Genomic DNA, 23,539 nt, shown 5'->3' on the forward strand with positions numbered 1-23,539 from the left:
TGGGGCAATCACGAGGGGTCGATGCTGCTCTGGGTGCTGATCCTCGCGCTCTTCGGGGCGGCGGCGGCGGTGTTCGACGCCAATCTGCCGCCACGGCTTCGGGCGCGGGTTCTTGCAGTGCAGGGCGCGATCGGGGTCGCGTTCCTGGCCTTCATCCTTTTCACCTCGAACCCGTTCCTGCGACTTGAGAGCGCGCCCTTTGACGGGCGCGACCTGAACCCCTTGCTGCAGGATCCGGGCCTCGCCTTCCATCCGCCCTTCCTCTATCTCGGCTATGTCGGTCTCTCGATGGCCTTCAGCTTTGCCGTGGCGGCGCTGATCGAGGGCAGGGTCGATGCCGCCTGGGCGCGCTGGGTGCGGCCCTGGACGCTGGCGGCATGGGTCTTTCTGACCATCGGCATCGCGCTCGGTTCCTGGTGGGCCTATTACGAACTCGGCTGGGGCGGCTTCTGGTTCTGGGACCCGGTCGAGAACGCAAGCTTCATGCCCTGGCTGCTGGCGGGCGCGCTTCTGCATTCGGCGATCGTGGTCGAAAAACGCGAGGTGCTGAAAAGCTGGACCATCCTGCTTGCGATCATGTCCTTCGGCTTCTCGCTGATCGGGACGTTCATCGTCCGCTCGGGCATCATCACCTCGGTCCACAGCTTTGCCAACGACCCCGAGCGTGGGGTCTTTATCCTTGCCATCCTCGCGTTTTTCGTGGGCGGCGCGCTGACCCTCTATGCGGCGCGGGCGGGCGCGATGCAGGCCAAGGGCGCCTTCGCTCCGATCTCGCGCGAGGGGGCGCTGGTTCTCAACAACATCCTGCTGGCTGTCTCGGCCCTCGTCGTCTTTGTCGGCACCGTCTGGCCGCTGGTGGCCGAGATGCTTTGGGACCGCAAGCTGTCGGTCGGCCCGCCCTTCTTCGAAAAGGCCTTCACCCCCTTCATGATCGCGCTGGCCATCGTGCTGCCGCTGGGGGCGATGCTGCCGTGGAAACGGGGCAGGCTGGAAAAGATCCTGCCGTCGCTGCGCGGACCGCTGGTCTTTGCGCTGGCCGTGGCCACGCTGGTCTTTGCAGTCTCGACCGGGCATTCGGCGCTTGCCGTGATCGGGGCCGGGCTTGGCTCCTGGCTGGTCGGGGGCGCGATTGCCGACCTGTGGCTGCGGACCGGCAATTCGGGAATTTCGCGCCTCTGGCGCCTGCCGCGGGCGGATTGGGGCAAGGCGATTTCCCATGGCGGGCTTGGCGTCACGTTCATCGGGGTCAGCCTGCTGATGGCCTGGCAGGTCGAGGATATCCGCGTGGCCCAGGTCGGCCAAAGCTTCGACGTCGCGGGCTACCGGATCACGCTGGAGGCGGTCGAGGAGCGTCCCGGCGCCAATTATGACGCCACCGTCGCGACGATGCGCGTCGTGAAGGGCGGGCGCGAGGTCGCCGTGATGCATCCCGAAAAGCGGCTTTACCCGGTTCAGGGCACCCCGACCACCGAGGCCGCGATCCAGAACGGCCTGTTCCGCGACCTCTATCTGGTGATCGGCGATCCGCAGGCGGGTGGCGGCTGGGCGGTGCGCAGCTATGTGAAGCCCTTCGCAAGCTGGATCTGGCTGGGCGCGGCGCTGATGGCGCTTGGCGGGCTGGTCAGCCTCTCCGACCGCAGATACCGGGTCGCGGCGGGGGCCCGCAGTCCCGCGCCGATGGTCCGGCCGGCCGAGTGACGGGTATGCGCTATCTTCTCCTTTGCCTGATGCTGCTTGTCGCCGGTCCCGCTTTCGCGGTGCAGCCCGACGAGATCCTCTCTGACCCGGCGCTGGAGGCGAGGGCGCGCGAGATCTCGAAAGTGCTGCGCTGCCCGGTCTGCCAGGGTGAGACGATCGACGAATCGAACGCCCCGATCAGCCGCGACCTGCGGCTTTACCTGCGCGAACGGCTGGTCTCCGGGGATACCGACGACGCGGCGCTGGAGGCGGTGGTGGACAGGTTCGGCGAATATGTCCTGTTTGAGCCGCCGGCGCGGGGCATCAACTGGGTTCTCTACCTCGCCGGCCCGGTCATGGCGCTCATCGCGCTGCTGATCGGCTGGCGCTTCATCCGCGCGCGCGAGGGCGCGGAGACCGAGGCTGATGCCCTTGATCCCGAGGAGCTGGCGCGGCTCGACCGGTTGATGCGCGACTGACGCGAGGTCAGTGCTTTCTCCCCGCGCGGGCTAAGGTCAGGATGGCCGGCGAATGCCGAGGGAGGATCCATGGACCATCAGACCATCACCGTTTCGCATCACGAGAACATCACCCGGATCGTGCTGAACCGGCCGCAGGTGATGAACGCGCTGAACAGCACCATGCGCGCCGAGATCACCGCCGCGCTGAGGGATCTGCCCACCGACACGCGTTGCGCCGTGCTGACCGGGAACGGCAAGGCCTTCTGTTCGGGGCAGGATCTTTCGGATGCGACTGCGGGGCTGGATGTCGCCCGCATCCTGCGCGAGGAATATGAGCCGATGTTGCGGGCGATCACCGAGGCTCCGGTTCCGGTGATCGCGGCGGTGAACGGGATCGCCGCGGGGGCGGGGGCCAATCTGGCGCTTGCCGCGGATGTGGTGATCGCGGCCGAGAGCGCCAGTTTTGTGCAGGCCTTCAGCCGGATCGGCCTGATCCCCGATGCCGGGGGCAGCTTCATCATTCCGCGCAGCACCGGCACCGCGCGCGCCAAGGGGATGATGCTTTTCGCCGAGCCTGTCAGCGCGCGTCAGGCGGCGGATTGGGGCATGATCTGGGAGGCGGTCGAGGATGCCGGCTTCGAGGCGCAGGTGACCGCGCGCGCGACCGCTCTGGCCCAGGGTCCGACGCAATCCTACCTCGCGATCCGCGAGGCATTGGCGGAAACGGCGGTCAATGACATGGCCGCCCAGCTTGAGGTCGAGGCCCGGTTGCAGGCCCGCATGGCCGCGACCGAGGATTTTGCCGAAGGGGTCGCGGCCTTTCTGCAAAAGCGCCGGCCGGTGTTTCGGGGCCGCTGACGCTCAGGCGATGCGGGTGAAACGCGGCTCGCTGTCGCGATTGTCGAAGAAGGGGACGGCGGGGGGCGGTGCAAGCGGCCCTTTGCCGCGGGCGAGGGTTGCCACCTCTGCCAGCGCCACTTCGGTGATGAAGGGCAGGTCCAGCGCCCGCGCCTCGGTGATCGGAACCCAATGCAGATGCGAAAGCTCGTCGCAGGCCGCGCTGAAATCGCAGCGATCGCCATGGAGGCGGCTTGCGTCGAGCAGCAGGAAGCGCGCGTCAAAGCGCCGGGTCCGTCCGGGCGGCGTGATCGCGCGGAAGAAATAGATGAGCGCGCTGGGATCGGGGCTGAGCCCCGCGCCCGCATAATGCCCCCAACCCTCGGGCGCGGGGCCGGGCGTGCCGGTCAGGAGGCCGGTTTCCTCGGCCAGTTCGCGCAGGGCGGCGGCGGCGACGGCCTCTGGCGAGGCGGCGGGGGCATCCATCCGCGGTTCGGCCGCGAGGCGGCGCTGCTCTTGCGGGCCAAGTCCGGCCGCGAAGCGCACCGACGCATCGGCGGGATCGACGGCCCCGCCCGGAAAGACGTATTTCGAGGGCATGAAAGCGGCGGAGGAGCCGCGCTGCCCCATCAGGACCGATGGTCCGCCACGGCTTTCGCGATCAAGGACGATGATCGTCGCGGCATCGCGGATCGGCGGGGCGTCGGCCGTCGGCGTCATGCCTGCGGAAGCTCTGCGCGGGGCTTCGCCTCGGGCCGGCCGGGCGCACCCCCGAAGCCATGCATCCGCCGCGCCCATTGGAGGCCGACGAACCCGCCCTTGATGACCGGCAGCAGTGCCAGTGAGGCGACGATCGCGCCCAGTCCGAAGCCGATCAGCAACGCCATGGGCGAGGGCCGATAGGCCATGTAGACCGCCAGCAGCAATGGCGCGCCAAGATGCGAAACCAGCAGGATCGTCAGATAGGCCGGCCCGTCATCGGTGCGCTGATGCGACAGATCCTCGCTGCAATGGTCGCAATGGTCGCGCACGGTCAGGTAGCCGTCGAAAAGGGCCCCCTCGCCGCAAGCAGGGCAGCGGCGCATCGCGCCGCGCAGCATTGCGGGTTTCAGCGGCCGCTCGGCCGGGGTGGTTCTGGAAAGTCCGGACATTCACGCAATCCTCTCCCGATCCATCCTATCTAGGATGTGCGAGGCAGGATTAAAAGCGGTCGAAAGGTCGCACCACTTCATGCGGCGATGGCGGCGGGGGCGACGATGATCCGGTTCCGCCCGGTCGACTTGGCGGTCAGGAGGGCGCGGTCCGCCCGTGCGAGGAGCTGGCTCATCTCCGTTCCGGCCTGCCGCAGCCGCGCATCACAGCCGGCAATGCCGGCCGAGATCGTGACCGAGACCGCGCCGGTCATGCATTCCGGCGGCAGGTCGATCGCAGGGGCGGCGATGGCCCGTCGGATCCCCTCGGCATGGTTGCGGGCCGCATCGAGCGTGCAATCGGGCAGGGCGATCAGGAACTCCTCGCCGCCGATCCGGGCGACCAGTGCGCCGGGCGGCAGGCTCGCCGCCATCCGCCGCGCGACGGTGCGCAGCACCGCGTCGCCCGCGGCATGGCCATGCAGGTCGTTCACCTGCTTGAAGCGGTCGAGATCAAGCAGGATGACCGCGAGGTTCCCGCCGCTCCGGCCAGCCTCGGCCAGAAGCTCACTCAGGCGGGGCAGGGCATGGCGGCGGTTCGAGAGCCCAGTCAGCGGATCGGTCATCGCCCAGCGAAGGTTGAGCCGCGCCTCCTCGCGCTTGCGGTCGTCGGCCAGCTTGCGGTCAAGCTGGGCGCTGAGCCGCATCGCCGCCTCGATTGCGGCGGAGGGCTGGCCCAGATCCGCCGTCAGCACGTCGCCCGCGCCAAGGTCCAGCGCCATCGCGGTCAGATCCGCCCGCTCGGGTCGCAGGGCGACGACGAAGCCCGCATCGCGCGACATCGGACGCGAGCGCAGCTCCGACAGCAACCGCAGCCCGTCGCCGGATTGCTGGATGTCACCCGCGATCAGGTAGAGGTCCGGCACCCGCCCCCTTGCCGCATCCGAGAGTGCGCGATCGGGGTCGCTGACCGAAACCGCCATGTCCAGCCAGTCCTTCAGCGCATGGCGCCAGCCCAGTGCCGCGCCCGGCTGCTCGGCCACGAAGACGGCGCGCGGCCTGCCGGGACAGCGATATTCGGCCCCCGGCTCGGCAAAGCCGGGCGCGGCTTCGCGGCCCGGATCGCCACGTGAAAGCTGCCCCTCGCTGCGCATCAATCCGCGGATCCGGGCAAATAGCGTCAGATCGTCGTCGAACCCGTCGATCAGGGCCGAGGCCCCGGCCCGGAGGGCGGGGATGCGCTGCGCGTCCGTGACCTGCATCAGCACCGGAAGGTCGGCACCGCTGCGCTGGTTGCGCAGGGCGGCACAAAGCTCGGCCCCGTCCATGTCGAGAAGGCTTGCCCCGATCAGGACGATCTGCGGCTGGACAGTCGCGGCGATCCGCAGCGCCTCCCGCCCCGAGCCGGTTGCCGTCACCTCGTAGCACGCGGAGTTCAGCCGCGCTTTCATCCCGATCCGCGTCGCCGGCGCACCATCCGCGACAAGAATGCGTCCCGCTACGTTCATCTGGCTGCTTTACACCCCATTCCCTTCCGCGCATCTTGCCGCCGCAATGATTAAAAAACCGTTTCCATTCCTGATCGGAACGACAGAGGCGAGGGCAAGATGACCAGATCCGAAGCGCGCGACATCGCCGATGCCGGTTTCAGCCATATCGCGGCGGATGCGGAGCTGGTGGCAGCCTTCCTGGGGCAGGCCGGAACGGATGCGGCCGGGCTGCGCGCCATGGCCGCGCGGCCGGAATTCGCGCAATTCGTGCTGGATTTCCTGCTGGAACAGGATCAGCGCGTGCTGGATTTCGCCGCCTCGGCCGGTCTTCAGCCGCAGCGGGTGGTGATGGCGCGCGCGGTCCTTGGCGGGGGCGATCCCTGGTAGGATCGCCCGACCGGGTCAGGCGACCTCGGCAAAGACTTTGTCGAGGGCCTTTTCCAGCTTTTCGAACATCTCGTCCATCTGCCCCTCGGTCAGGATGAAGGGCGGGCAGAGGACAACGGACTGACCCAGCGGCCGGCAGATCAGCCCCAGATCGGTGCAGGTATTGGCGATCCGCTCGCTGACCGAAAGCGTGCTGTCGAAGGGCGTCTTGGTCGGCTTGTCCTTTACCGCCTCAAGCGCCCACATGAAGCCGATGCCGCGATATTCGCCGATATTGGGCTTCAGGGCGAGGCGTTGCAGCCCTTCCTCGAACCGGGGGGCGAGGTGGCGGACATTCTCGGCCAGCCCCTCGTTCATCACGACGTCGATCGCCTTCAGCGCGATCGCGCAACCGACGGGATGGCCCGAGGCGGTGAAGCCATGCGGAAACTCCTCGATCCGTTCGATCGCGTCCTGCATCCGGTCGGCGAGCGGTCCCGAGAGGATCACCGCGCCCATCGGGAAGAAACCCGCCGTCAGGTTCTTGGACGAGATGATGGCATCGGGCATGAAGTTGTAGGTCTCGCAGCCCCAGGTGTTCCCGGTGCGCCCGAAGCCGCAGATCACCTCGTCCGAAATCATCGGGATGTCGTGCTTTTTCAGGATCGGCAGGATCGCCTGGAAATACCCTTGGGCCGGAGGGATGACGCCGCCCGCGCCCATCACCGGCTCGGCGAAGAAACCGGCGATGGTGTCGGCCCCTTCGCGCGCGATCGTCTCCTCAAGCTCGCGGGCGAGGCGCTGGACGAATTGCTCCTCGCTCTCGCCTTCCTCGCCGAAACGCCAGTAATGCGGGCAGGTCAGGTGGATGAAACCCGGCAACGGCAGCCCGAAGACCGAGTTATAGGGCTTGCCGGTCATCGAGGCGGAAACGGCGGTCACGCCATGATAGGCGTTCCAGCGCGTCAGGATCTTGCGGCGTTCGGGCTTGCCCTCGGCGGCATGCAGGAACCACAGCATCTTGACCATGGTGTCATTCGCTTCGGAGCCCGAATTGGTATAGAACACCCGGCCCCGGTCGAAGGGCGAGACCTCGACCAGCTTTTCCGACAGCATGACCGTCTGGTCGGACATGCGCCCGAAGAAGGCGTGATAGCCGGGGAAGCGCTCGTATTGGGTCTTTGCTGCCTCGATCAGACCCTTGTGATCGAAGCCCGCGACCATGTTCCAGAGGCCCGAATTGGCGTCGAGATAGCGGCGGCCGTTCACGTCGATGATATAAGGCCCCTCGCCGCGGGTGATGACCACCGTTCCGCGCTGGTGGACCGATGGCATGTCCGTGAAACCGTAGAGCGAATATTCCTCGGCGCGGGCTTCCCAGCTTTGCAGTTGGTTCATGGCATCAGCCTCCGTATGCATGTCCGGGCAAGGCTAGCCGGGCGCCGTGAGGCATTCAATGGGGCAGGCCGCGCCTTCGGGCGGAGTGACGGGAGGAAAGCGGGGCGGCGTCGATCTGCCCGCGCTCTCCGACGTTTTTCCGAATTGTGCGGTCCCTGCGCCCGGCGCAGACTGGCCCTTGTCGCCATTGCGGGCCATCAGACATGCGATTGCTGATCCTTGTCCTTTGCCTCTGGCTGCCAGTCTCCACGCTGGCGGACCCGCTGATGATTCTGCCGGTCAAGCTGCTCGACACCTCGCATGAGGCCGAGGATCAGGCCGGCGACCATGCCCGCCGCCTCGACCTGCTGTCCGATGTGCTGAGCGAGGAACTCCCGGGCGTCACGCTCTCACGCGAGGAGGTCGCGGCGGCCTGCCCGCGCGAGACGACCGACTGCCTTCTCGGCCTCCTGAAGGAACGCGGGGCGGATCGGGGGCTTTTCATCGTCGTGCAAAAGGCCAGCACGCTGATCCTTCAGATCTTCGCCAGCGTCGTCAATGTCGACGAGGGGCGGATGGTGGTCCACAAGGAGCTGAACTTTCGCGGCGACAATGACGAGGCATGGCGCCGCGCTGGCCGCTTCCTTGCCCGTCAGCTGCGCCCGGCCGGCTGAGGCGAGATCAGCCCGATCTCGCGCAGCTCCGCCTCGATCCCCGAGAGCGCTGGCCCGCGCGTCTCGGCGACCAGCCCGTCGAATGTCTTGCGCAGGGCCGCCTTTTCCTCACCCCGGCAATCGTTCCATGGACGGCCCTGCAAGGCCATGTGCAGGACGTAATAGCCGATGAAATGCGGCCGCTCGCCATTCGCGATCAGGGCGCGATAGGCTTCATGCGCGCCGATCCGGCGCAGAGCGGCGGCCTCGGGGATGCCTGCCGCGATCAGCGCGCGGGCGGTGGCGGGGCCGATATTCGGGATCCCGGTCAGGTCGGTCATGCGCTGCCAGACTTTCCAAAGCTCATGCTTTCCTGTATCAGCGCGCGAACTCCAAGGACAGCACGGCATGACCGACCAAGCCAGCACCAACGCTCAGGCGGCGAAAAAGCTCTTCATCAAGACCTATGGCTGTCAGATGAACGTCTATGACAGCCAGCGCATGGCCGAGGCCATGGGTGCCGAGGGCTATGTCCTGACCGAAGACCAGTCGGAAGCCGACATGGTGCTGCTGAACACCTGCCATATCCGCGAGAAGGCGGCCGAGAAGCTTTACTCCGATCTTGGCCGGCTGAAGCCGCTGAAGGCCGAGCGGCCCGATCTGAAGATCGGCGTCGCGGGCTGTGTTGCGCAGGCCGAGGGCGAGGAGATCCAGCGCCGGATGCCGATCGTCGATCTGGTCGTCGGCCCGCAAGCCTATCACCGCCTGCCCGCCATGGCCCGCGCGGGCAGGGGCGTCGACACCGAATTCCCGGCCGAGGACAAGTTCGAGCATCTGCCGAAGCCCGCCGCGACCCGCCGCGCGCCCGCGGCCTTCCTGACGGTGCAGGAGGGCTGTGACAAGTTCTGCGCCTTCTGCGTCGTGCCCTATACCCGCGGGTCCGAGGTCAGCCGTCCCGTCGACCGCATCCTGCGCGAGGCGCGCGATCTGGTATCGCGCGGCGTGCGCGAGATCACGCTCTTGGGCCAGAACGTCAACGGCTGGCATGGGATGGGCGAAGGGGGCCGCGAATGGGGCTTTGGCCGCCTGATCCGCGCCATGGCCGAGATCGACGGGCTGGACCGCATCCGCTATACCACCAGCCACCCGAACGACATGGCCGATGACCTGATCGAGGCGCACCGGGCCGAGCCGAAGCTGATGCCCTATCTGCATCTGCCGGTGCAATCGGGGTCGAACCGCATCCTGAAGGCGATGAACCGCAAGCATACGGTCGACCAGTATCTGCGCCTGATCGACCGCATCCGCGATGCGCGGCCCGACATCATGCTGACCAGCGACTTCATCGTCGGCTTCCCCGGCGAGACGGATCAGGACCATGCCGATACGCTGGACCTTGTCCGGCGGGTGAATTTCGGCACTGCCTTCAGCTTCAAGTATTCCCCTCGCCCCGGCACCCCGGCTTATGACCGGCCCGAGATCGAGAGCGAGGTCGCCGATGCGCGGTTGCAGGAGCTTCAGGCGCTGCTTTCGGCCCAGCAGAAGGCCGCGCAGGAGGGCATGATCGGGCGCGAGCTTGGGGTTCTCTTCGAAAAGCCCGGCCGGCTCGAGGGCCAGATGGTTGGCAAGTCAGACTATCTTCACGCGGTCTTTGTCGAGGCGCCCGACGCCCGTGTCGGCGACCTCGTCCGGGTTCGGATCACGCGTAGCGCGCCGAATTCACTTGCGGGTGAGCTTCTGGCCTGACCGGCCTGCATTCCGATTGACTTTCCGCGGCGAATCCGCCATATGACCGCGACCGGCCGGGTATTTGCCCGTTGCCGGTGCGTTATTTTAATCTCACCCACAACCAAAGGGTGCGCTGTCCGAAGGCGGATCCCGGATCCCCAACACCTGCCTCGCAGGGGCCGCAGGACGCGGTAGAAGCAAGGAAAGACGGAATGTTCGCAGTTCTCAAGACGGGCGGCAAGCAGTACCGGGTTCAGGCCGGTGACGTGCTGCGCGTTGAAAAGCTGAACGCCGAAGCTGGCGACAAGATCCAGTTCAACGAAGTGCTGATGATCGGCTCGACCATCGGTGCGCCGCTGGTTGCTGGCGCTGCCGTGCAGGCCGAAGTCATCGACAACATCAAGGCTGACAAGGTCATCACCTATGTCAAGCGCCGCCGCAAGCACTCGTCCCAGCGCACCCGTGGCCACCGTCAGCAACTGACGCTGGTTCGCGTCACCGAGCTGCTGGAAAAAGGCGCGGACAAGTCCGACGTCAAAGTTGCTGTCGGTGCGCGTCTTGCACGCCGCCACGACGCCGAAACCGCCAACTGAGGAGACTGACCCATGGCACATAAGAAAGCAGGCGGTTCGTCCCGCAACGGTCGCGATTCGGCCGGTCGCCGTCTTGGCGTGAAACTCTATGGCGGTCAGCAAGCTGTGGCCGGCAACATCATCGTGCGTCAGCGCGGCACCACCTGGTGGGCCGGCGCCAATGTCGGCATGGGCCGTGACCACACGCTGTTCGCCCTGACCGACGGCCAGGTAACGTTCCGCAAGGGCCTCAAGGGCCGCACCTTCATTTCCGTGCTTCCGGCCAATCTCGAGGCTGCCGAATAAGCCGATTTTAACACTACGGTGCTAAAAAAGGGGATCGGCGAAAGCCGGTCCCCTTCGGTTTTCCATGGACCATGCACATATGTTTTCTGAGGACGAGGGAGGAAACTTTGATGAATGACCAGTTCGCGCCGGACCTGCACATGCAGGCCCAGATCGCGACCGAACGGTTTTTGTTGCGGCCGCTGAGGCGGTCGGATGCCGGGTTGATCGCGCATTACACCCAGGACCGCAGGGTCGCCGTGGGCACGCGCTCGATTCCCCATCCGCTGCCGCCGGGCGCATCCGAGGCCTATGTCAAGCGCGCCATGTCGCCCGAGCGGGACGAGGATGTCTGGGCCATCGACGGGTCCGAGAACAAGCTTGCCGAGCTTCTGGGCGTGGTCTCGCTGACCCGGATCGAGCCGGACCAGTCCGAACTGGGCTTCTGGATCGGGGCGGGCTTCTGGAATACCGGATTCGCGACCGAGGCCGTCGCGGCCCTTGTCGCCGCCAATCCCCACGGCTCGCGCACCCTGTTCGCCGAGGCGTTTCAGGACAATCCCGGCTCGGCCCGCGTGCTGACGAATTGCGGTTTCGAATATCTCGGCGATGCCGAGAGCTGGTCGGTCGCGCGCGATGCGCGGGTGCCGACCTGGACCTATCTTCGCAAGATGGCCTGACCGGGCCACGGAAAACGAAAGGGCACCTTCGGGTGCCCTTTTTCATTTCGTGAGGGGTTATTTGCGCAGCGTCACGCTGTTTCCGCCGCCGGTGATGATCACCTCATCAACCCCGGCAAGCGCCTCGTTCGAGATGGTCATGGCGGTGGTGATCGTGTCGCTTGTCGGATTGGCCGGGCTGCTTGCGGCGGCGGTGCCCTTGGCGGGCGGGTTTCCGACCAGACGCAGGCGCAGGGTTCCGGTCGCATCGGCCCGGACGCGGCCGCGCGGCATCGGCACCTCGGTCACGAGGGCGACGTTCCACCAGCCTTTCGTCGCCGGGATCGCGTCCACGACCAGCAGGCGGCCCTCATAGAGCGGCTCCCAGCGGGCCGCGGTGATATGGGCCAGACCCAGCCGCCCGTCGGTGGTGGTGGTCGGATAGCCGCCCTCCGGCTCGAGCGTGGTGGGCTGATTCGAGCCGCCGCCGAACCATCGGAACGGATTCCAGCTGCTGTCGCTGTCCCCGCCGAACCGTCCGCATCCCGCAAGCACCAGCATTGCGCAGCCGATATGTCCCAAGGTCCTGATCCGCATGTCGGCCGCCCCCGTTCTTGTCGTTTCCGTGGTGTGATAGGACAAAGCGCGAAGGCGCGAAAGCCTCTTTGACCTCTGCGCGCCATCGCGCTATGCCAAGGCCGCCCCGGGAGAACCGGATGGAAAGGACTGCCATGGCCACGCCCGCCTTTGAAGACATCGCCGAGACCTTCGATTTTCTCGATGACTGGGAGGAGCGCTATCGCCATGTCATCGAACTGGGCAAGGCGATGCCGCCGATGGACCCGGCGCTGCAAGTTCCCGCAACCAAGGTCGAGGGCTGTGCGAGCCAGGTCTGGATCATGCCCCGGATCGACGGCGGCAGGTTCGATTTCGATGGCGACAGCGATGCGCTGATCGTGCGCGGCCTGATCGCCATTCTGCACGCGCTTTATTCCGGCGTGCCCATGGGCGAAGTCACGGCCATCGACGCGCCGGCCGAATTGCGCCGCCTCGGGCTTGAGGAGCATCTTTCGGCGCAGCGGTCGAATGGTCTGCGCGCCATGGTTGAGCGTATCCGCCTGCTGGCCGCCGCTGGCTGAGGATCAGCCGCCGCGGCGGTGCGAGATCCAGCCGCCGCCCAGAACACGCGTGCCCTCGGTCGCATAAAAGACGCAGGCCTGACCGGGGCTGACGCCTTCCTCGGCATCGAGCAATTCGACTTCGGCCCGGTTCGGTCCGGTCGGGCGCAGGATCGCCGGGCGGGGCGGTCGGGTCGACCGGATGCGCGCGGTGATCGCGATTTCGCCCTCGAAGGGTTCGTCACCCAGCCAGTTCACCTCGGTCACCGGAACCACCTTGGTGGCGAGCGCCTGCTTCGGCCCGACGATGACGCGCCGCGCGTCGGGGTCTAGGCGCACGACGTAAAGCGGATCACCCAGCCCGCCGATGCCGAGGCCACGGCGCTGGCCGATGGTGTAATGGATCACGCCGCGATGGGTGCCCAGCACATTCCCGTCCATGTCCACGATCTCACCCGGATCGGCCGAGCCGGGGCGCAGCTTCTCGATCACGCTGGCATAATTGCCGTTCGGAACGAAGCAGATGTCCTGGCTGTCCGGCTTGTCGGCGACCGCGAGGCCGTATTCCGCGGCCAGCGCGCGGGTCTCGGCCTTGCTTTGCAGCCCGCCCAGCGGAAAGCGCAGGAAGTCGAGCTGTTCCTGCGTGGTCGAGAACAGGAAATAGCTTTGATCGCGGTTCGGGTCGGCCGCCATGTGCAGCTCCGGCCCCTTCGGACCATCGAAGCGGCGGATGTAATGCCCGGTCGCCATGCAATCGGCGTCCAGTTCGCGCGCAGTTTGCAGCAGGTCGCGGAACTTCACCCGCTCGTTGCAGCGGATGCAGGGTACCGGCGTCGCGCCGGCAAGATAGGCGTCGGCAAATTCCTCGATCACGGATTCGCGGAACTTGTTCTCGTAATCGAGGACGTAATGGGGAAAGCCCACGCGCTCGGCAACGCGCCGGGCGTCATGGATATCCTGACCCGCGCAGCAGGCGCCCTTCTTTGCCAGCGCCGCGCCATGGTCGTAAAGCTGCAGCGTCACGCCGATGACGTCATAGCCCTCGGCCGCGAGTTTCGCGGCGACGACCGAGCTGTCGACGCCCCCTGACATTGCGACGACCACGCGCGTCTCGGCCGGAGGTTTCGCAAAACCCAGCGAGTTCAATGGCATATCTGGCGCATCTGCGCGAAGGGCTTGGCTGCGGCTTGTCATGGATCATCCTTTGGCGCGTATTCGAAGGTGGGTCCGCGCCGGTATCGCAGGACATTTAGTGAAAATTGCCGCAATTCTCAAGGCCGGGAGGGGCGGAACCCGGCGCTGTTTCACGGTGATTTAAGGTTTTCCTGCGAGGACGGTGCTGCTCTGGACAGGAGTTTTGCAGATGTTCGTGAAGAAAACGCCCGGCCGGCGCACCGCCACCCTGCCGGATGGCAGCATCCTGACCCTCGCCGACCTGCCGCCCAGCAGGACGCGATGGGTTGCGCGGCGCAAGGCGGTGGTGGTGGCGGCAGTCCAGCACGGGCTGCTCAGCCGCGACGCTGCGCTCCGCCGTTATGACCTGACCGAGGAAGAGTTCGATTCCTGGCAGCAGGCGGTGTCGCGCCACGGGCACGATGCGTTGAAAATCACGCGGTTACAGAAATTTAAACAACTATAGGTTGTTTTATGGGGGAGACTTCCCTTGGTAACATGCTATTAACGTTTTCGTGAAAAAACCGCTCCAAACCGGATCGACCAGAGGCATTGAAATGCGCATTCTTCTTGTGGAAGACGACCAGCCCGTTGCTCGCAGCATCGAGTTGATGCTGACGCAGGCGAGCTACAACGTCTATCGCACCGACATGGGCGAAGAGGGTATCGATCTCGCCAAGCTCTACGACTACGATCTGATCCTGCTCGACCTCGACCTTCCCGACATGAACGGGATGGAGGTCTTGCGCCAGATCCGCATGTCGCGCGTCGATACGCCGATCCTAATCCTGACCGGTTCCGACGATACCGAGGTCAAGCTGCGCGGCTTCGGCTTCGGCGCCGACGATTACATGACGAAGCCGTTCATCCGGGACGAGCTGGTTGCACGCATCCAGGCCATCATCCGCCGCTCCAAGGGCCACAGCCAGTCGGTGATCCGCACCGGCGGGATGGTCGTGAACCTCGACGCCCGCTCGGTCGAGGTCGATGGCCGCCCGGTCAACCTGACCGGCAAGGAATACCAGATCCTCGAACTGCTCAGCCTGAGGAAGGGGACCACCCTCACCAAGGAGATGTTCCTGAACCACCTTTACGGCGGCCTTGACGAGCCGGAGTTGAAGATCATCGACGTTTTCGTCTGCAAGCTGCGCAAGAAGCTGGCCGCGGCGCTGAACGGCGAGAACCATATCGAGACCGTATGGGGGCGCGGCTATGTCCTGCGCGATCCCATCCGTGAGCGGCAGGAGGCGCTGCGCACGGCCTGAGACGGGCCGAGGCGCTGGACAAGAAGTCCGGCAAGAAGCTATCACTCTGGGCCTGAAGAAAAGCCCCTGTCGGGCTGGCGAAGGCGGAGGCGGCGATGGCCCGGGAAACGAAGGATCAGGCTGCGGACGAGACCCCGCCGGAGGTCGCAGCCGGGGTCGAAGGCCTTGATGAGACGACGGCGCGGGCCGAGGCCGCATCGCTGGCCGAAACCCTCCAGCGCGCGAACGAGGCCTATCACGCCGAGGACGCCCCCTTTATCAGCGACGCGGAATATGACGCGAAGAAGCGCCGTCTGGCCGCGATCGAGGAGCGTTTCCCGGCGCTCCGCACGCAGGACAGTCCGACGCGGCAGGTGGGGGCGGCGCCCGACCTGCGCTTTGCCAAGGCGGCCCATCGCCTGCCGATGCTGTCGCTGGAGAATGCCTTTGACGAGGCGGATGCGACGGCCTTCGTACAGCGTGTGCGGTCCTTCCTCAGCCTGCCCGCGAATGTGCCGCTGGAGGTCACTGCCGAGCCGAAGATCGACGGGCTTTCGCTGTCGCTGCGCTATGAGAACGGCGAACTCGTGCAGGCGGCGACGCGCGGCGATGGCGCGGTGGGCGAGAATGTGACCGCCAATGCCCGCACCATCTCGGACATACCGCATCGGCTGGCCGGGGCCGCTATTCCCGCCATCGTCGAGATTCGCGGCGAATGCTACATGTCGCATGACGATTTCGAGAAGCTGAACCAATCCGACAGCGGCCGGGTCTTTGCCAATCCGCGGAATGCTGCCGCCGGATCACTGCGCCAGCTTGACCCCTCGATCACCGCGGCACGGCCCCTGCGCTTCTTCGCCTATGCCTGGGGCGAGCTTTCCGAGCCGCTTGCCCAGACCCAGATGGGCGCGGTCGCGCGGATGGAGGGCTTCGGCTTTCGCACCAACCCGCATATGCGCCTTTGCCATTCCGTCGCCGAGATGATCGAGACTTGGGCCGGGATCGAGCAGATGCGCGCGACGCTGGGCTATGACATCGACGGCGTGGTCTACAAGGTGAACGACCTTGGCTATCAGGCGCGGCTCGGGATGCGTTCGACCACGCCTCGCTGGGCGATCGCGCATAAATTCCCGGCCGAACGCGCCTGGACCCGGCTGGAGGCCATCGACATTCAGGTTGGGCGGACCGGGGCGCTGAGCCCGGTCGCGCGGCTGCATCCGGTGACGGTCGGGGGCGTCGTCGTCTCGAACGCGACGCTGCACAATGAGGATTACATCGCCGGCCGCGGTGCCGACGGGCGCGAGATCCGGGGCGGCAAGGACATCCGCATTGGCGACTGGGTCGAGGTCTATCGCGCCGGTGACGTCATCCCGAAGGTCGCCGATGTCGATCTGGCCAAGCGCGAGCCGGGCGCCGTGCCCTATGCCTTCCCCGAGATCTGCCCGGAATGCGGCTCTCCAGCCGCGCGGGAGGAGGGCGATTCGGTCCGGCGCTGCACCGGCGGCCTGATCTGCCCCGCGCAGGCGGTCGAGAAGCTGCGCCATTTCGTCTCGCGCGCCGCCTTCGATATCGAGGGGCTGGGCGCCAAGCAGGTCGAGCTGTTCCACCGCCTGAACTGGATCGCTGAACCCTCCGACATCTTCACCCTCAGGGACCGCGACGCCTCCGGCCGCAAGATGCTGGCCGAGCGGGCAGAGGATTTCCTGCGCGACAAGGATCCCGAGGAAAGCCGCGAATTGCTGATTTCTCTCGGGGTCGATTCCATGAGCCTCGCGACGAATGGCGAGAGCCGGGCGTTCGAGAAGCTCTCGGCGACGCCCCTTGCCGAGGTGAAGGGCTGGGGCGCGACCAGCGCCAGCAATCTTTTCCAGGCGATCGAGGCCAAGCGGCGGATCGAGTTGCACCGGCTGATCTTCGCCCTCGGGATCCGCCACGCGGGCGAGGTGGCGGCCAATGACCTCGCCCGCCATTTCGGCAGTTGGGAGGCGCTGGCCGGGGCGCTGGACCGGTTGCGCCCCGCCGCATTGGCGCATCGCGCCGCCGATCTTGCCGCCGAGGACGAGCGCAAGGCCGCGAGCGCCGAGGGCCGCCGCGCCCGCATCAGCGAGGCGCGTGCCGCAGCGACCGCAGGGCTTGAGGTTCCGCCCGAGGCCGAGGCGGCATGGTCGCATCTGACCTCGGCCAATGGCATCGGCCCGGCGCTGGCCATTTCGCTTTCCGACGCCTTCGCCAATCCGCGCGAGCGCGGCGCAATCGACCGTTTGATCACCGCCCTCACCGACATTATCCCCCCCGAGGCACGGGCGACGGATAGCGAGATCACCGGCAAGACGCTGGTTTTCACCGGCACCCTTGAGAAGATGACCCGGGCCGAAGCCAAGGCGCGGGCCGAGGCGCTTGGCGCCCATGTCGCGGGCTCGGTCTCGGCCAAGACGGACCTGCTGATCGCGGGGCCGGGCGCGGGCTCCAAGGCGAAGAAGGCGGCGGATCTGGGCATCAAGGTCATCGACGAGGACGAATGGCTGCTGATCGCCAAGGGATAGGGGGGCGGCCCCCGGCGCTCTTCCCGCTTTTCGCCTCGCTCGAGACGCTGCCGGGCGTCGGCCCCCGCGCGGCCGAGGCTTTCGCGCAGTTGGGCGTGACGCGCCCGCGTGACCTGATCCTGACTTTGCCCCATTCCGGCATCCGCCGCCGCGCGATCGCGCATCTGGCCGAGGCGCATCCGCCCGAGATCGTGACGGTGACTGTCCGTGTCGAGCGACACCATCCGCCGGCGACAAAGGGGCGGCCGTGGCGGGTGCAATGCTCGGACGGGACTTCCGAGTTGCAACTCGTCTTCTTTCATCCGCGCCGCGACTGGATCGAGGGGCAGCTTCCAGTGGGCGCGCGCCGCCTCGTCTCGGGCAAGATCGAGCTTTTCGACGGCATGGCGCAGATGGTCCATCCCGACCTGATTGCACCCGAGGGGTCACCGCCGCCGCCGGATTTCGAGCCGGTCTATCCCCTCTCCGGCCGGCTGACGCAGGGCGTGGTGCAAAAGGCGGTGCGCGCCGCAATGACGCGCCTGCCCGAGGTGGCCGAGTGGATCGACCCGGCGCTGGTCGCGCGCGAGGGCTGGCCCGCCTGGGCCGAGGCGCTGGCGCGGGCCCATGCCCCCGCCGGGCCGGGTCAGCTTGCGCCCACCGATCCCGCGCGGGCGCGCCTCGCCTATGACGAACTTTTCGCGCATCAGATGACGCTTGCGCTGCTGCGCCGGGACCGGCGGCGGCTCGCGGGCCTTGTCACCCGTGCCGACGGGCATCTGCGCGACAAGGTTCTGGTCGGGCTGCCATGGCCGCCGACCGGGGCGCAGCGCCGCGCGGTCGAGGAGATTGCCGCCGACATGGCCGCGCCGCGCCGCATGAACCGGTTGCTTCAGGGCGATGTCGGGGCGGGCAAGACGCTGGTTGCGTTCCTGTCGCTGCTGGTCGCGGTCGAGGCGGGCGGGCAGGGCGTGCTGATGGCCCCGACCGAGATCCTCGCCCGCCAGCATTTCCGCGCGCTGGAGCCGCTGGCACGTCTCGCCGGCATCCGCCTCGAGGTTCTGACCGGGCGCGACAAGGGTGATGCCCGCAGCAATATCCTGACCGACCTCAGCGAGGGGCGGATCGACGTCCTGATCGGCACCCATGCGGTGATCCAGAAGACGGTCGAGTTCCGCGACCTCCGACTTGCCATCATCGACGAGCAGCACCGTTTTGGCGTCAACCAGCGGATGGAGCTTGTCGCGAAGGGCGGGCACCTGCCGCCCGACATGCTGGTGATGACCGCGACGCCGATCCCGCGCTCGCTGGCGCTGGCGCAGTTCGGCGACATGGACCTGTCGATCCTTGACGAAAAGCCCGCCGGGCGGCAGCCGATCCGCACCACGGTCATGGCCGATACGCGCCTGCCCGAAGTGCTGGACCACCTCTCCCGCGCGCTGGAGGGTGGGGCGCGCGCCTATTGGGTCTGCCCGCTGGTCGAGGAGAGCGAGGCCGTCGACCTGACCGCGGCCGAGGCGCGGTTCAAGGAATTGCGCGCCCGTTTCGGAGATCAGGTCCGTCTGGTCCACGGCCAGATGCCGCCCGAGGAGCGTGACGCGGCGATGGCGGATTTCGCCACCGGGCGCGCCGGTATCCTTGTCGCAACCACGGTGATCGAGGTCGGCGTGGACGTTCCCGAAGCGACGATCATGGTGATCGAACGCGCGGAAAGCTTTGGCCTCGCGCAGCTTCACCAGCTGAGGGGCCGGGTCGGGCGCGGCAGCAAGGCGTCGAGCTGCCTGCTGATCTATCACGAGCCGCTGTCGGAGACCGGGCGGCGGCGGCTCGGCATCCTGCGCGAGACCGAGGACGGTTTCCGCATCGCCGAGGAGGATCTGGTCATGCGCGGCGCGGGCGACGTGATCGGCACCGCGCAATCCGGGTTGCCGCGCTTTCGCATCGCCGATCTGGAACGTCAGGCCGGCCTGATGGCGCTGGCGCGGAAGGATGCGCAGGCTTTCCTTGAGCGCGACCCGGCGATGGAGAGCGAACGCGGGCGGGCGGTTCGGCTGCTGCTCTGGCTGATGGAGCAGGACCGCGCGATCCGCCTGATTGCGGCAGGCTGACCTCAGCCCGCCTCATGTTCCATTAATGTTCCTAAAAAGTTCTTTACTTTGTTCCGATTCGGTGAGAACAAATGTGAAACACACCGTGGAGAACTGACAATGACCCGCGAAACTCTCTCTGATCTTGTTGGTGTCGTCGCAATTTCGGTGACGGCCGTTCTGCTGTTTTCCCTGCCGGCGATCGTTCCGCCGGTCATGGTCGCCTGACCCTTCTGATTTTGTCCTGCCCCGCGCTGGCGGCACCTTCGCCTGGTCCTGCCGTGACCTGTCCCCGGTCTCTTATGCGCGCAACTGCCGGCCCCTTGTGGGTCGGCATTTTATTCGCCGGTCAGGCCGGCTGGTTTGTCGCGGATTCCGCCGAGGAATCCATCGCATCCAGCACGGCCTGCCAGGCGAGCAGGATGGAGGCGTGGCGGTTCGGGAATTCACGCGCCGGAAGCAGCGCCTCTAGCCCGTCGAACGGAGCGGTTGGGGGCGGGCCATCCGATTTCAGCATGGCGGTCAGCTCTGCGGTGGCCTTCGCGATTTCGTCGCGGCTGCGCCCGAGGACGGTGGCCCCCAGCACCGAGGCCGAGGCCTGACCCAGCGCGCAGGCCCGCACTTCTTGCGAAAAATCGGCGACCTTCCCGTCGCGCACGACCACATGCGCCGTCACCGACGATCCGCATTGCGGCGAGCGGCGATGTGCGCTGCCGGTCGGTTCGGCAAGCTTGCCGAGATGGGGGATATCCGACGCCAAGGCCAGGATTCGGCGCGAATAGAGCTGCATCAGATCGGTATCGGCCATGTCTCGCCTGGGCTTTCGCTTGGGTCGCGCCATGTCTAGATAGGTGCGACGCCGCCGAAAGGAAAGCCGATGTTCGACCCCGCCAGCCTGAAATATGACGCAAACGGGCTGATCCCCGCCATCGCGCAGGATTACCAGAGCGGCGAGGTGCTGATGATGGCCTGGATGAACGCCGAATCCGTCGCCCGCACGCTGGAGAGCGGCAAGGTCACCTACTGGTCGCGCTCGCGCCAGTCGTTCTGGGTCAAGGGCGAAAGCTCGGGCCATGTCCAGAAGCTGGCCGAGCTGCGCGTCGATTGCGACCGCGACTGCCTCCTCGTGCTGGTCGAGCAGACCGGCCCCGCCTGTCACACCAACCGGCGAAGCTGCTTTTACACTGCGCTGAGGGGCGGCGAGGAAGTGGTGATCATGGAGCCTCAGAACCCCAGCGACTGACGCAGTTCGGCGGCAGTCATGCCTTCCTCGCGATAGAGGCGCAGGGCGCGGGCGTCGTCGCGCTTGGCAAGGCGCTTGCCCGCCTCGTCGCGGATCAGGCGGTGATGGTGATAGCGCGGAGTGGGCAGGCCCAGCAGGCGCTGCAACAGGATGTGGATATGGGTCGAATCCAGCAGATCCTTGCCGCGCGTGACCAGCGTGATCCCCTGCGCCGCATCGTCCACCACCACCGAGAGGTGATAGGACGTGCCCATGCCGCGCCGCGCCAGCACCACGTCGCCGATCCCCGCGATGAAATCCTGCGCCGCGAGGCGATGGGGAGTGCCGGGCGTGATATTCTCGTCCCCGAAGGACGTTTCCGCCAGCCCGAGCCATTCGAAGGCGCGCGCCACGTTCAGGCGGATCGCGTCGCCCGGCGCGGCCTCGGCCATGCTCCGATGGCGACAGGTGCCGGGATAGACCGGCCCATCGGGACCGATCGGCACCTCGGCCCCCTCCTGCGGGGCGGAAAGCGCGGCGCGGATATCGGCCCGACCGCAGCGGCAGGGATAGATCAGCCCCAGCGCCGCAAGCCGGTCGAGCGCCTGCCGATAGGCGGGCAGGCGGTCGGACTGGCGCATGACCGGGTGCGGCCAGTCGAGGCCCAGCCAGTGCAGATCCTCGAAGATCAGGGCCTCATATTCGGGACGGCAGCGGCTCTGGTCGATATCCTCGATCCGCAGCAGGAACTGGCCGGGATCGGCCAGCCTGGCTGCGGTCAGGGCCGCGAAGGCATGGCCCAGATGCAGCGGGCCGGTGGGCGAGGGGGCGAACCGCGTGCGGTTCACGCCTGACCCGCGAGCCAGCCGCGAAAGTCCTCCTTGGCGCGGTCGGTATAGGCCGGATAGCGGTCCTTGCGGCCCTTTCGCCCGCCGCGCATTTCCTCGAGCGGGGGATAGAGGCCGAAATTCACGTTCATCGGCTGGAAGGTCTTGGCATCCGCCCCGCCGGTGATGTGGTTGACCAGCGCGCCCATCGAGGTGGTGACGGGCGGCGGCGGCAGGTCGCGACCCAGAGCCTCGGCCGCGGCAATGCGACCGGCGAGAAGGCCCATCGCGGCGCTTTCCACATAGCCCTCGACCCCCGTGACCTGCCCGGCAAAGCGCAGGTTCGGACGCGAGCGCAAGCGCAGCCGGTCGTCGATCAGGCGCGGCGAGTTCAGGAAGGTGTTCCGGTGGATGCCGCCCAGCCGCGCGAAGCTGGCGTTTTGCAGGCCGGGGATACGGCGGAAAACCTCGGTCTGGGCGCCGTATTTCATCTTGGTCTGGAAACCCACGATATTATAAAGCGTGCCCAGGGCGTTATCGCGGCGAAGCTGGACAACCGCATAGGGTTTCTCGGTCGGGTTATGGGCATTGGTCAGGCCCACCGGCTTCATCGGGCCATGGCGCAGCGTCTCGCGCCCGCGCTCGGCCATGACCTCGATCGGCAGGCAGCCGTCGAAATAGCCCGCCGTCTCGCCCTCGTGGAACTCGGTCTTGTCGGCGGCCAGAAGCGCGTCGATGAAGCCCTCGTAATCCTCGCGGGTCATCGGGCAGTTGATATAGGCGGTGCGCTCTTCCTCGGTCTCGCCCTTGTCGTAGCGGCTTTGCAGCCAGCAGACCGACATGTCGATGGTTTCGGCATGGACGATCGGGGCGATGGCATCGAAGAAGGCGAGCGCGCCTTCGCCGGTCGCGCCAAGGATCGACTGCCCCAGCGCGGCCGAGGTCAGCGGCCCGGTCGCGACGATCCAGCGGCCCGAGGTGGGAAGCTCGGTGATCTCGCCCGGCTCGAAGCTGACCAGCGGCTCGTCCCGCAGCGCCTGCGTCACCGCGGCCGAGAAGGCGTCGCGATCCACCGCCAGCGCGCCGCCCGCGGGCAGCCGGTGGCGGTCGGCCATGGCCATGATCAGGCCGCCGGCCGCGCGCATCTCCCAATGCAATTGCCCGACCGCGTTCATCTGGTCGTCATCGGAACGGAAGCTGTTCGAGCAGACCATCTCGGCGCAGTCGCCGGTGCGATGGGCGAAGGTTTCGACCGCCGGGCGCATCTCGTGCAGGATGGCGGGCACGCCGGCGCGCGCGATCTGCCATGCCGCTTCCGAGCCCGCGAGGCCCGCGCCGATGATGTGGACAGGTTCCATCTTTTACCCCTTCGCGTCAGGCGGGCGTCATAGCATTCCCGCCGGACAAGCAAAAGGGCGGCACCCGCTGGGGATGCCGCCCGATCTGTCGAACCCTTGGCCGGAAGGAAATCAGGCCTCGGTGGTTTCTTCTGCCGCGGCTTCCGCATTGTCTTCCGAACGCAGGCCCGAGGGCGCGGCGATGTTCGCGATGACGAAGTTGCGGTCGATCGTCGGCTTGACGCCTTTCGGCAGGACGATGTCGTTGATGTGGATGGTGTCACCGATCTGCTTGCCCGTCAGGTCGACGGTGATGTGATCGGGGATGTCCGCAGCGGTCACGACCAGCTCGACCTCGGGACGGACGACGACCAGGGTGCCGCCGCGCTTCAGGCCCGGAGCAGCTTCGTGGTTCTCGAAGGTCACGTGGATGAACAGGTTCACGCGGGTATTGCGGTGCAGGCGCATGAAGTCGATATGCGTCGGCAGGTCTTTCACCACGTCGCGCTGGACGCCGCGGCAGACGACGCGGACGTCATCCTGGCCTTCGACCTTCAGGTTCCACAGCGTGGACATGAAGCGACCTGCGCGCAGTTTGGTCAGCAGCGAGTTGAACTCGAGCTGGATCGGCGTCGGCTCTTTGCCGTCGCCATAAACGATGCCGGGCACCTTGCCTTCGCGGCGAGCTTGGCGGGCGGCCCCCTTGCCTGTCCCCGCGCGTGCCTCGGCCACCAGATCAGGGATCTCTTTGGCCATATTGGTATTCCTTACATA

Annotated in this window: 26 protein-coding genes; 15 read left to right on the forward strand and 11 right to left on the reverse strand. The window is 66.8% G+C overall.

Annotated elements, in window-relative coordinates:
* From VNQ78_RS20590 to VNQ78_RS20600, 3 genes are all read left to right on the forward strand, one after another.
* Positions 1-1,698 (forward strand): heme lyase CcmF/NrfE family subunit (locus tag VNQ78_RS20590; RefSeq protein ID WP_325693667.1); only part of this gene is annotated, 1,698 nt, incomplete at its 5' end.
* Between the two features lie 5 nt (positions 1,699-1,703).
* On the forward strand, positions 1,704-2,156 hold the full coding sequence (locus VNQ78_RS20595; protein ID WP_325693670.1) for a cytochrome c-type biogenesis protein: 453 nt from the start codon (positions 1,704-1,706) through the stop codon (positions 2,154-2,156).
* Positions 2,157-2,225: 69 nt separating this feature from the next.
* Complete coding sequence (locus tag VNQ78_RS20600; RefSeq protein ID WP_325693673.1) at positions 2,226-2,996, forward strand: enoyl-CoA hydratase-related protein; 771 nt, start codon at positions 2,226-2,228, stop codon at positions 2,994-2,996.
* A gap of 3 nt (positions 2,997-2,999) precedes the next feature.
* Here VNQ78_RS20600 and VNQ78_RS20605 read toward each other — a convergent pair whose 3' ends face one another.
* From VNQ78_RS20605 to VNQ78_RS20615, 3 genes are all read right to left on the reverse strand, one after another.
* Positions 3,000-3,695, reverse strand: a complete 696-nt coding sequence (locus tag VNQ78_RS20605) for a DNA mismatch repair protein MutT (protein ID WP_325693675.1) — start codon at positions 3,693-3,695, stop codon at positions 3,000-3,002.
* On the reverse strand, positions 3,692-4,126 hold the full coding sequence (locus tag VNQ78_RS20610; RefSeq protein WP_325693677.1) for a DUF983 domain-containing protein: 435 nt from the start codon (positions 4,124-4,126) through the stop codon (positions 3,692-3,694). The genes VNQ78_RS20605 and VNQ78_RS20610 overlap by 4 nt, the downstream gene beginning before the upstream one ends.
* A 77-nt stretch (positions 4,127-4,203) precedes the next feature.
* The gene (locus VNQ78_RS20615) at positions 4,204-5,613 is read right to left on the reverse strand and encodes a diguanylate cyclase domain-containing protein (protein WP_325693680.1); all 1,410 of its coding nucleotides are present in this window, start codon (positions 5,611-5,613) and stop codon (positions 4,204-4,206) included.
* A gap of 99 nt (positions 5,614-5,712) precedes the next feature.
* On the opposite strand from VNQ78_RS20615, the gene VNQ78_RS20620 reads away from it, so the two are divergent.
* Positions 5,713-5,982 (forward strand): DUF3572 domain-containing protein, encoded by a 270-nt coding sequence (locus VNQ78_RS20620; protein ID WP_325693683.1) that lies wholly within the window; start codon positions 5,713-5,715, stop codon positions 5,980-5,982.
* A 15-nt stretch (positions 5,983-5,997) separates the two neighbouring features.
* Here VNQ78_RS20620 and VNQ78_RS20625 read toward each other — a convergent pair whose 3' ends face one another.
* Positions 5,998-7,359: an aminotransferase gene (locus VNQ78_RS20625; protein ID WP_325693686.1), complete on the reverse strand. Its 1,362-nt coding sequence runs from the start codon at positions 7,357-7,359 to the stop codon at positions 5,998-6,000.
* A gap of 203 nt (positions 7,360-7,562) precedes the next feature.
* On the opposite strand from VNQ78_RS20625, the gene VNQ78_RS20630 reads away from it, so the two are divergent.
* On the forward strand, positions 7,563-8,012 hold the full coding sequence (locus VNQ78_RS20630; protein ID WP_325693689.1) for a DUF2380 domain-containing protein: 450 nt from the start codon (positions 7,563-7,565) through the stop codon (positions 8,010-8,012).
* On the opposite strand, the gene VNQ78_RS20635 is transcribed toward VNQ78_RS20630, so the two are convergent.
* Positions 7,991-8,332, reverse strand: coding sequence for a TfoX/Sxy family protein (locus VNQ78_RS20635; RefSeq protein WP_325693692.1), 342 nt, complete (start codon positions 8,330-8,332; stop codon positions 7,991-7,993). The genes VNQ78_RS20630 and VNQ78_RS20635 overlap by 22 nt on opposite strands.
* A 67-nt stretch (positions 8,333-8,399) precedes the next feature.
* Between VNQ78_RS20635 and miaB the strand changes: the two genes are divergently transcribed.
* From miaB to VNQ78_RS20655, 4 genes are all read left to right on the forward strand, one after another.
* Complete coding sequence (gene miaB, locus VNQ78_RS20640; protein WP_325693695.1) at positions 8,400-9,737, forward strand: tRNA (N6-isopentenyl adenosine(37)-C2)-methylthiotransferase MiaB; 1,338 nt, start codon at positions 8,400-8,402, stop codon at positions 9,735-9,737.
* A gap of 194 nt (positions 9,738-9,931) precedes the next feature.
* On the forward strand, positions 9,932-10,312 hold the full coding sequence (rplU, locus tag VNQ78_RS20645) for a 50S ribosomal protein L21 (RefSeq protein WP_325693700.1): 381 nt from the start codon (positions 9,932-9,934) through the stop codon (positions 10,310-10,312).
* A gap of 12 nt (positions 10,313-10,324) precedes the next feature.
* A complete protein-coding gene (rpmA, locus tag VNQ78_RS20650) occupies positions 10,325-10,597 on the forward strand; it encodes a 50S ribosomal protein L27 (RefSeq protein WP_325693702.1) in 273 nt (90 codons plus the stop codon).
* A gap of 110 nt (positions 10,598-10,707) precedes the next feature.
* Positions 10,708-11,256: a GNAT family N-acetyltransferase gene (locus VNQ78_RS20655; protein WP_325693705.1), complete on the forward strand. Its 549-nt coding sequence runs from the start codon at positions 10,708-10,710 to the stop codon at positions 11,254-11,256.
* 57 nt (positions 11,257-11,313) lie between these two features.
* Here the strand turns inward: VNQ78_RS20655 and VNQ78_RS20660 are convergent, their stop codons facing one another.
* Positions 11,314-11,832, reverse strand: coding sequence for a hypothetical protein (locus VNQ78_RS20660; protein ID WP_325693707.1), 519 nt, complete (start codon positions 11,830-11,832; stop codon positions 11,314-11,316).
* Positions 11,833-11,966: 134 nt separating this feature from the next.
* On the opposite strand from VNQ78_RS20660, the gene VNQ78_RS20665 reads away from it, so the two are divergent.
* A complete protein-coding gene (locus tag VNQ78_RS20665; RefSeq protein WP_325693984.1) occupies positions 11,967-12,374 on the forward strand; it encodes a SufE family protein in 408 nt (135 codons plus the stop codon).
* Between the two features lie 3 nt (positions 12,375-12,377).
* Here the strand turns inward: VNQ78_RS20665 and mnmA are convergent, their stop codons facing one another.
* The gene (gene mnmA / locus VNQ78_RS20670) at positions 12,378-13,547 is read right to left on the reverse strand and encodes a tRNA 2-thiouridine(34) synthase MnmA (RefSeq protein ID WP_414694123.1); all 1,170 of its coding nucleotides are present in this window, start codon (positions 13,545-13,547) and stop codon (positions 12,378-12,380) included.
* A 169-nt stretch (positions 13,548-13,716) separates the two neighbouring features.
* Between mnmA and VNQ78_RS20675 the strand changes: the two genes are divergently transcribed.
* The 4 genes from VNQ78_RS20675 (at position 13,717) to recG (ending at position 19,400) form a co-directional block, all read left to right on the forward strand.
* Positions 13,717-13,992, forward strand: coding sequence for a DUF1153 domain-containing protein (locus VNQ78_RS20675; RefSeq protein ID WP_325693711.1), 276 nt, complete (start codon positions 13,717-13,719; stop codon positions 13,990-13,992).
* 91 nt (positions 13,993-14,083) lie between these two features.
* Positions 14,084-14,791 carry a response regulator transcription factor CtrA gene (ctrA, locus tag VNQ78_RS20680; RefSeq protein WP_325693713.1) on the forward strand — a complete coding sequence of 236 codons (708 nt, stop codon included), beginning with the start codon at positions 14,084-14,086 and terminating at the stop codon, positions 14,789-14,791.
* A 95-nt stretch (positions 14,792-14,886) separates the two neighbouring features.
* On the forward strand, positions 14,887-17,313 hold the full coding sequence (gene ligA, locus VNQ78_RS20685; protein WP_325693716.1) for an NAD-dependent DNA ligase LigA: 2,427 nt from the start codon (positions 14,887-14,889) through the stop codon (positions 17,311-17,313).
* Positions 17,289-19,400, forward strand: coding sequence for an ATP-dependent DNA helicase RecG (recG, locus tag VNQ78_RS20690; protein ID WP_325693718.1), 2,112 nt, complete (start codon positions 17,289-17,291; stop codon positions 19,398-19,400). Before ligA ends, recG begins: the two co-directional genes overlap by 25 nt.
* A 328-nt stretch (positions 19,401-19,728) precedes the next feature.
* Here the strand turns inward: recG and VNQ78_RS20695 are convergent, their stop codons facing one another.
* Positions 19,729-20,187 (reverse strand): iron-sulfur cluster assembly scaffold protein, encoded by a 459-nt coding sequence (locus VNQ78_RS20695; protein WP_325693721.1) that lies wholly within the window; start codon positions 20,185-20,187, stop codon positions 19,729-19,731.
* A 69-nt stretch (positions 20,188-20,256) separates the two neighbouring features.
* Here VNQ78_RS20695 and hisI point away from each other — a divergent pair, with 69 nt between their 5' ends.
* Complete coding sequence (gene hisI, locus VNQ78_RS20700; RefSeq protein ID WP_325693724.1) at positions 20,257-20,622, forward strand: phosphoribosyl-AMP cyclohydrolase; 366 nt, start codon at positions 20,257-20,259, stop codon at positions 20,620-20,622.
* On the opposite strand, the gene gluQRS is transcribed toward hisI, so the two are convergent.
* From gluQRS to VNQ78_RS20715, 3 genes are all read right to left on the reverse strand, one after another.
* A complete protein-coding gene (gene gluQRS, locus VNQ78_RS20705) occupies positions 20,604-21,449 on the reverse strand; it encodes a tRNA glutamyl-Q(34) synthetase GluQRS (RefSeq protein WP_325693726.1) in 846 nt (281 codons plus the stop codon). The two genes, hisI and gluQRS, sit on opposite strands and share 19 nt — an antisense overlap.
* A complete protein-coding gene (trmFO, locus tag VNQ78_RS20710) occupies positions 21,446-22,786 on the reverse strand; it encodes a methylenetetrahydrofolate--tRNA-(uracil(54)-C(5))-methyltransferase (FADH(2)-oxidizing) TrmFO (protein WP_325693729.1) in 1,341 nt (446 codons plus the stop codon). Before trmFO ends, gluQRS begins: the two co-directional genes overlap by 4 nt.
* Positions 22,787-22,897: 111 nt before the next feature.
* Entirely contained in the window at positions 22,898-23,521 is a 624-nt protein-coding gene (locus tag VNQ78_RS20715) for a 50S ribosomal protein L25/general stress protein Ctc (RefSeq protein ID WP_325693990.1), read from the reverse strand.
* Positions 23,522-23,539: the final 18 nt, after the last annotated feature.

It is taken from the genome of Paracoccus sp. (in: a-proteobacteria) (assembly GCF_035556475.1).
Lineage (GTDB): Bacteria > Pseudomonadota > Alphaproteobacteria > Rhodobacterales > Rhodobacteraceae > Paracoccus.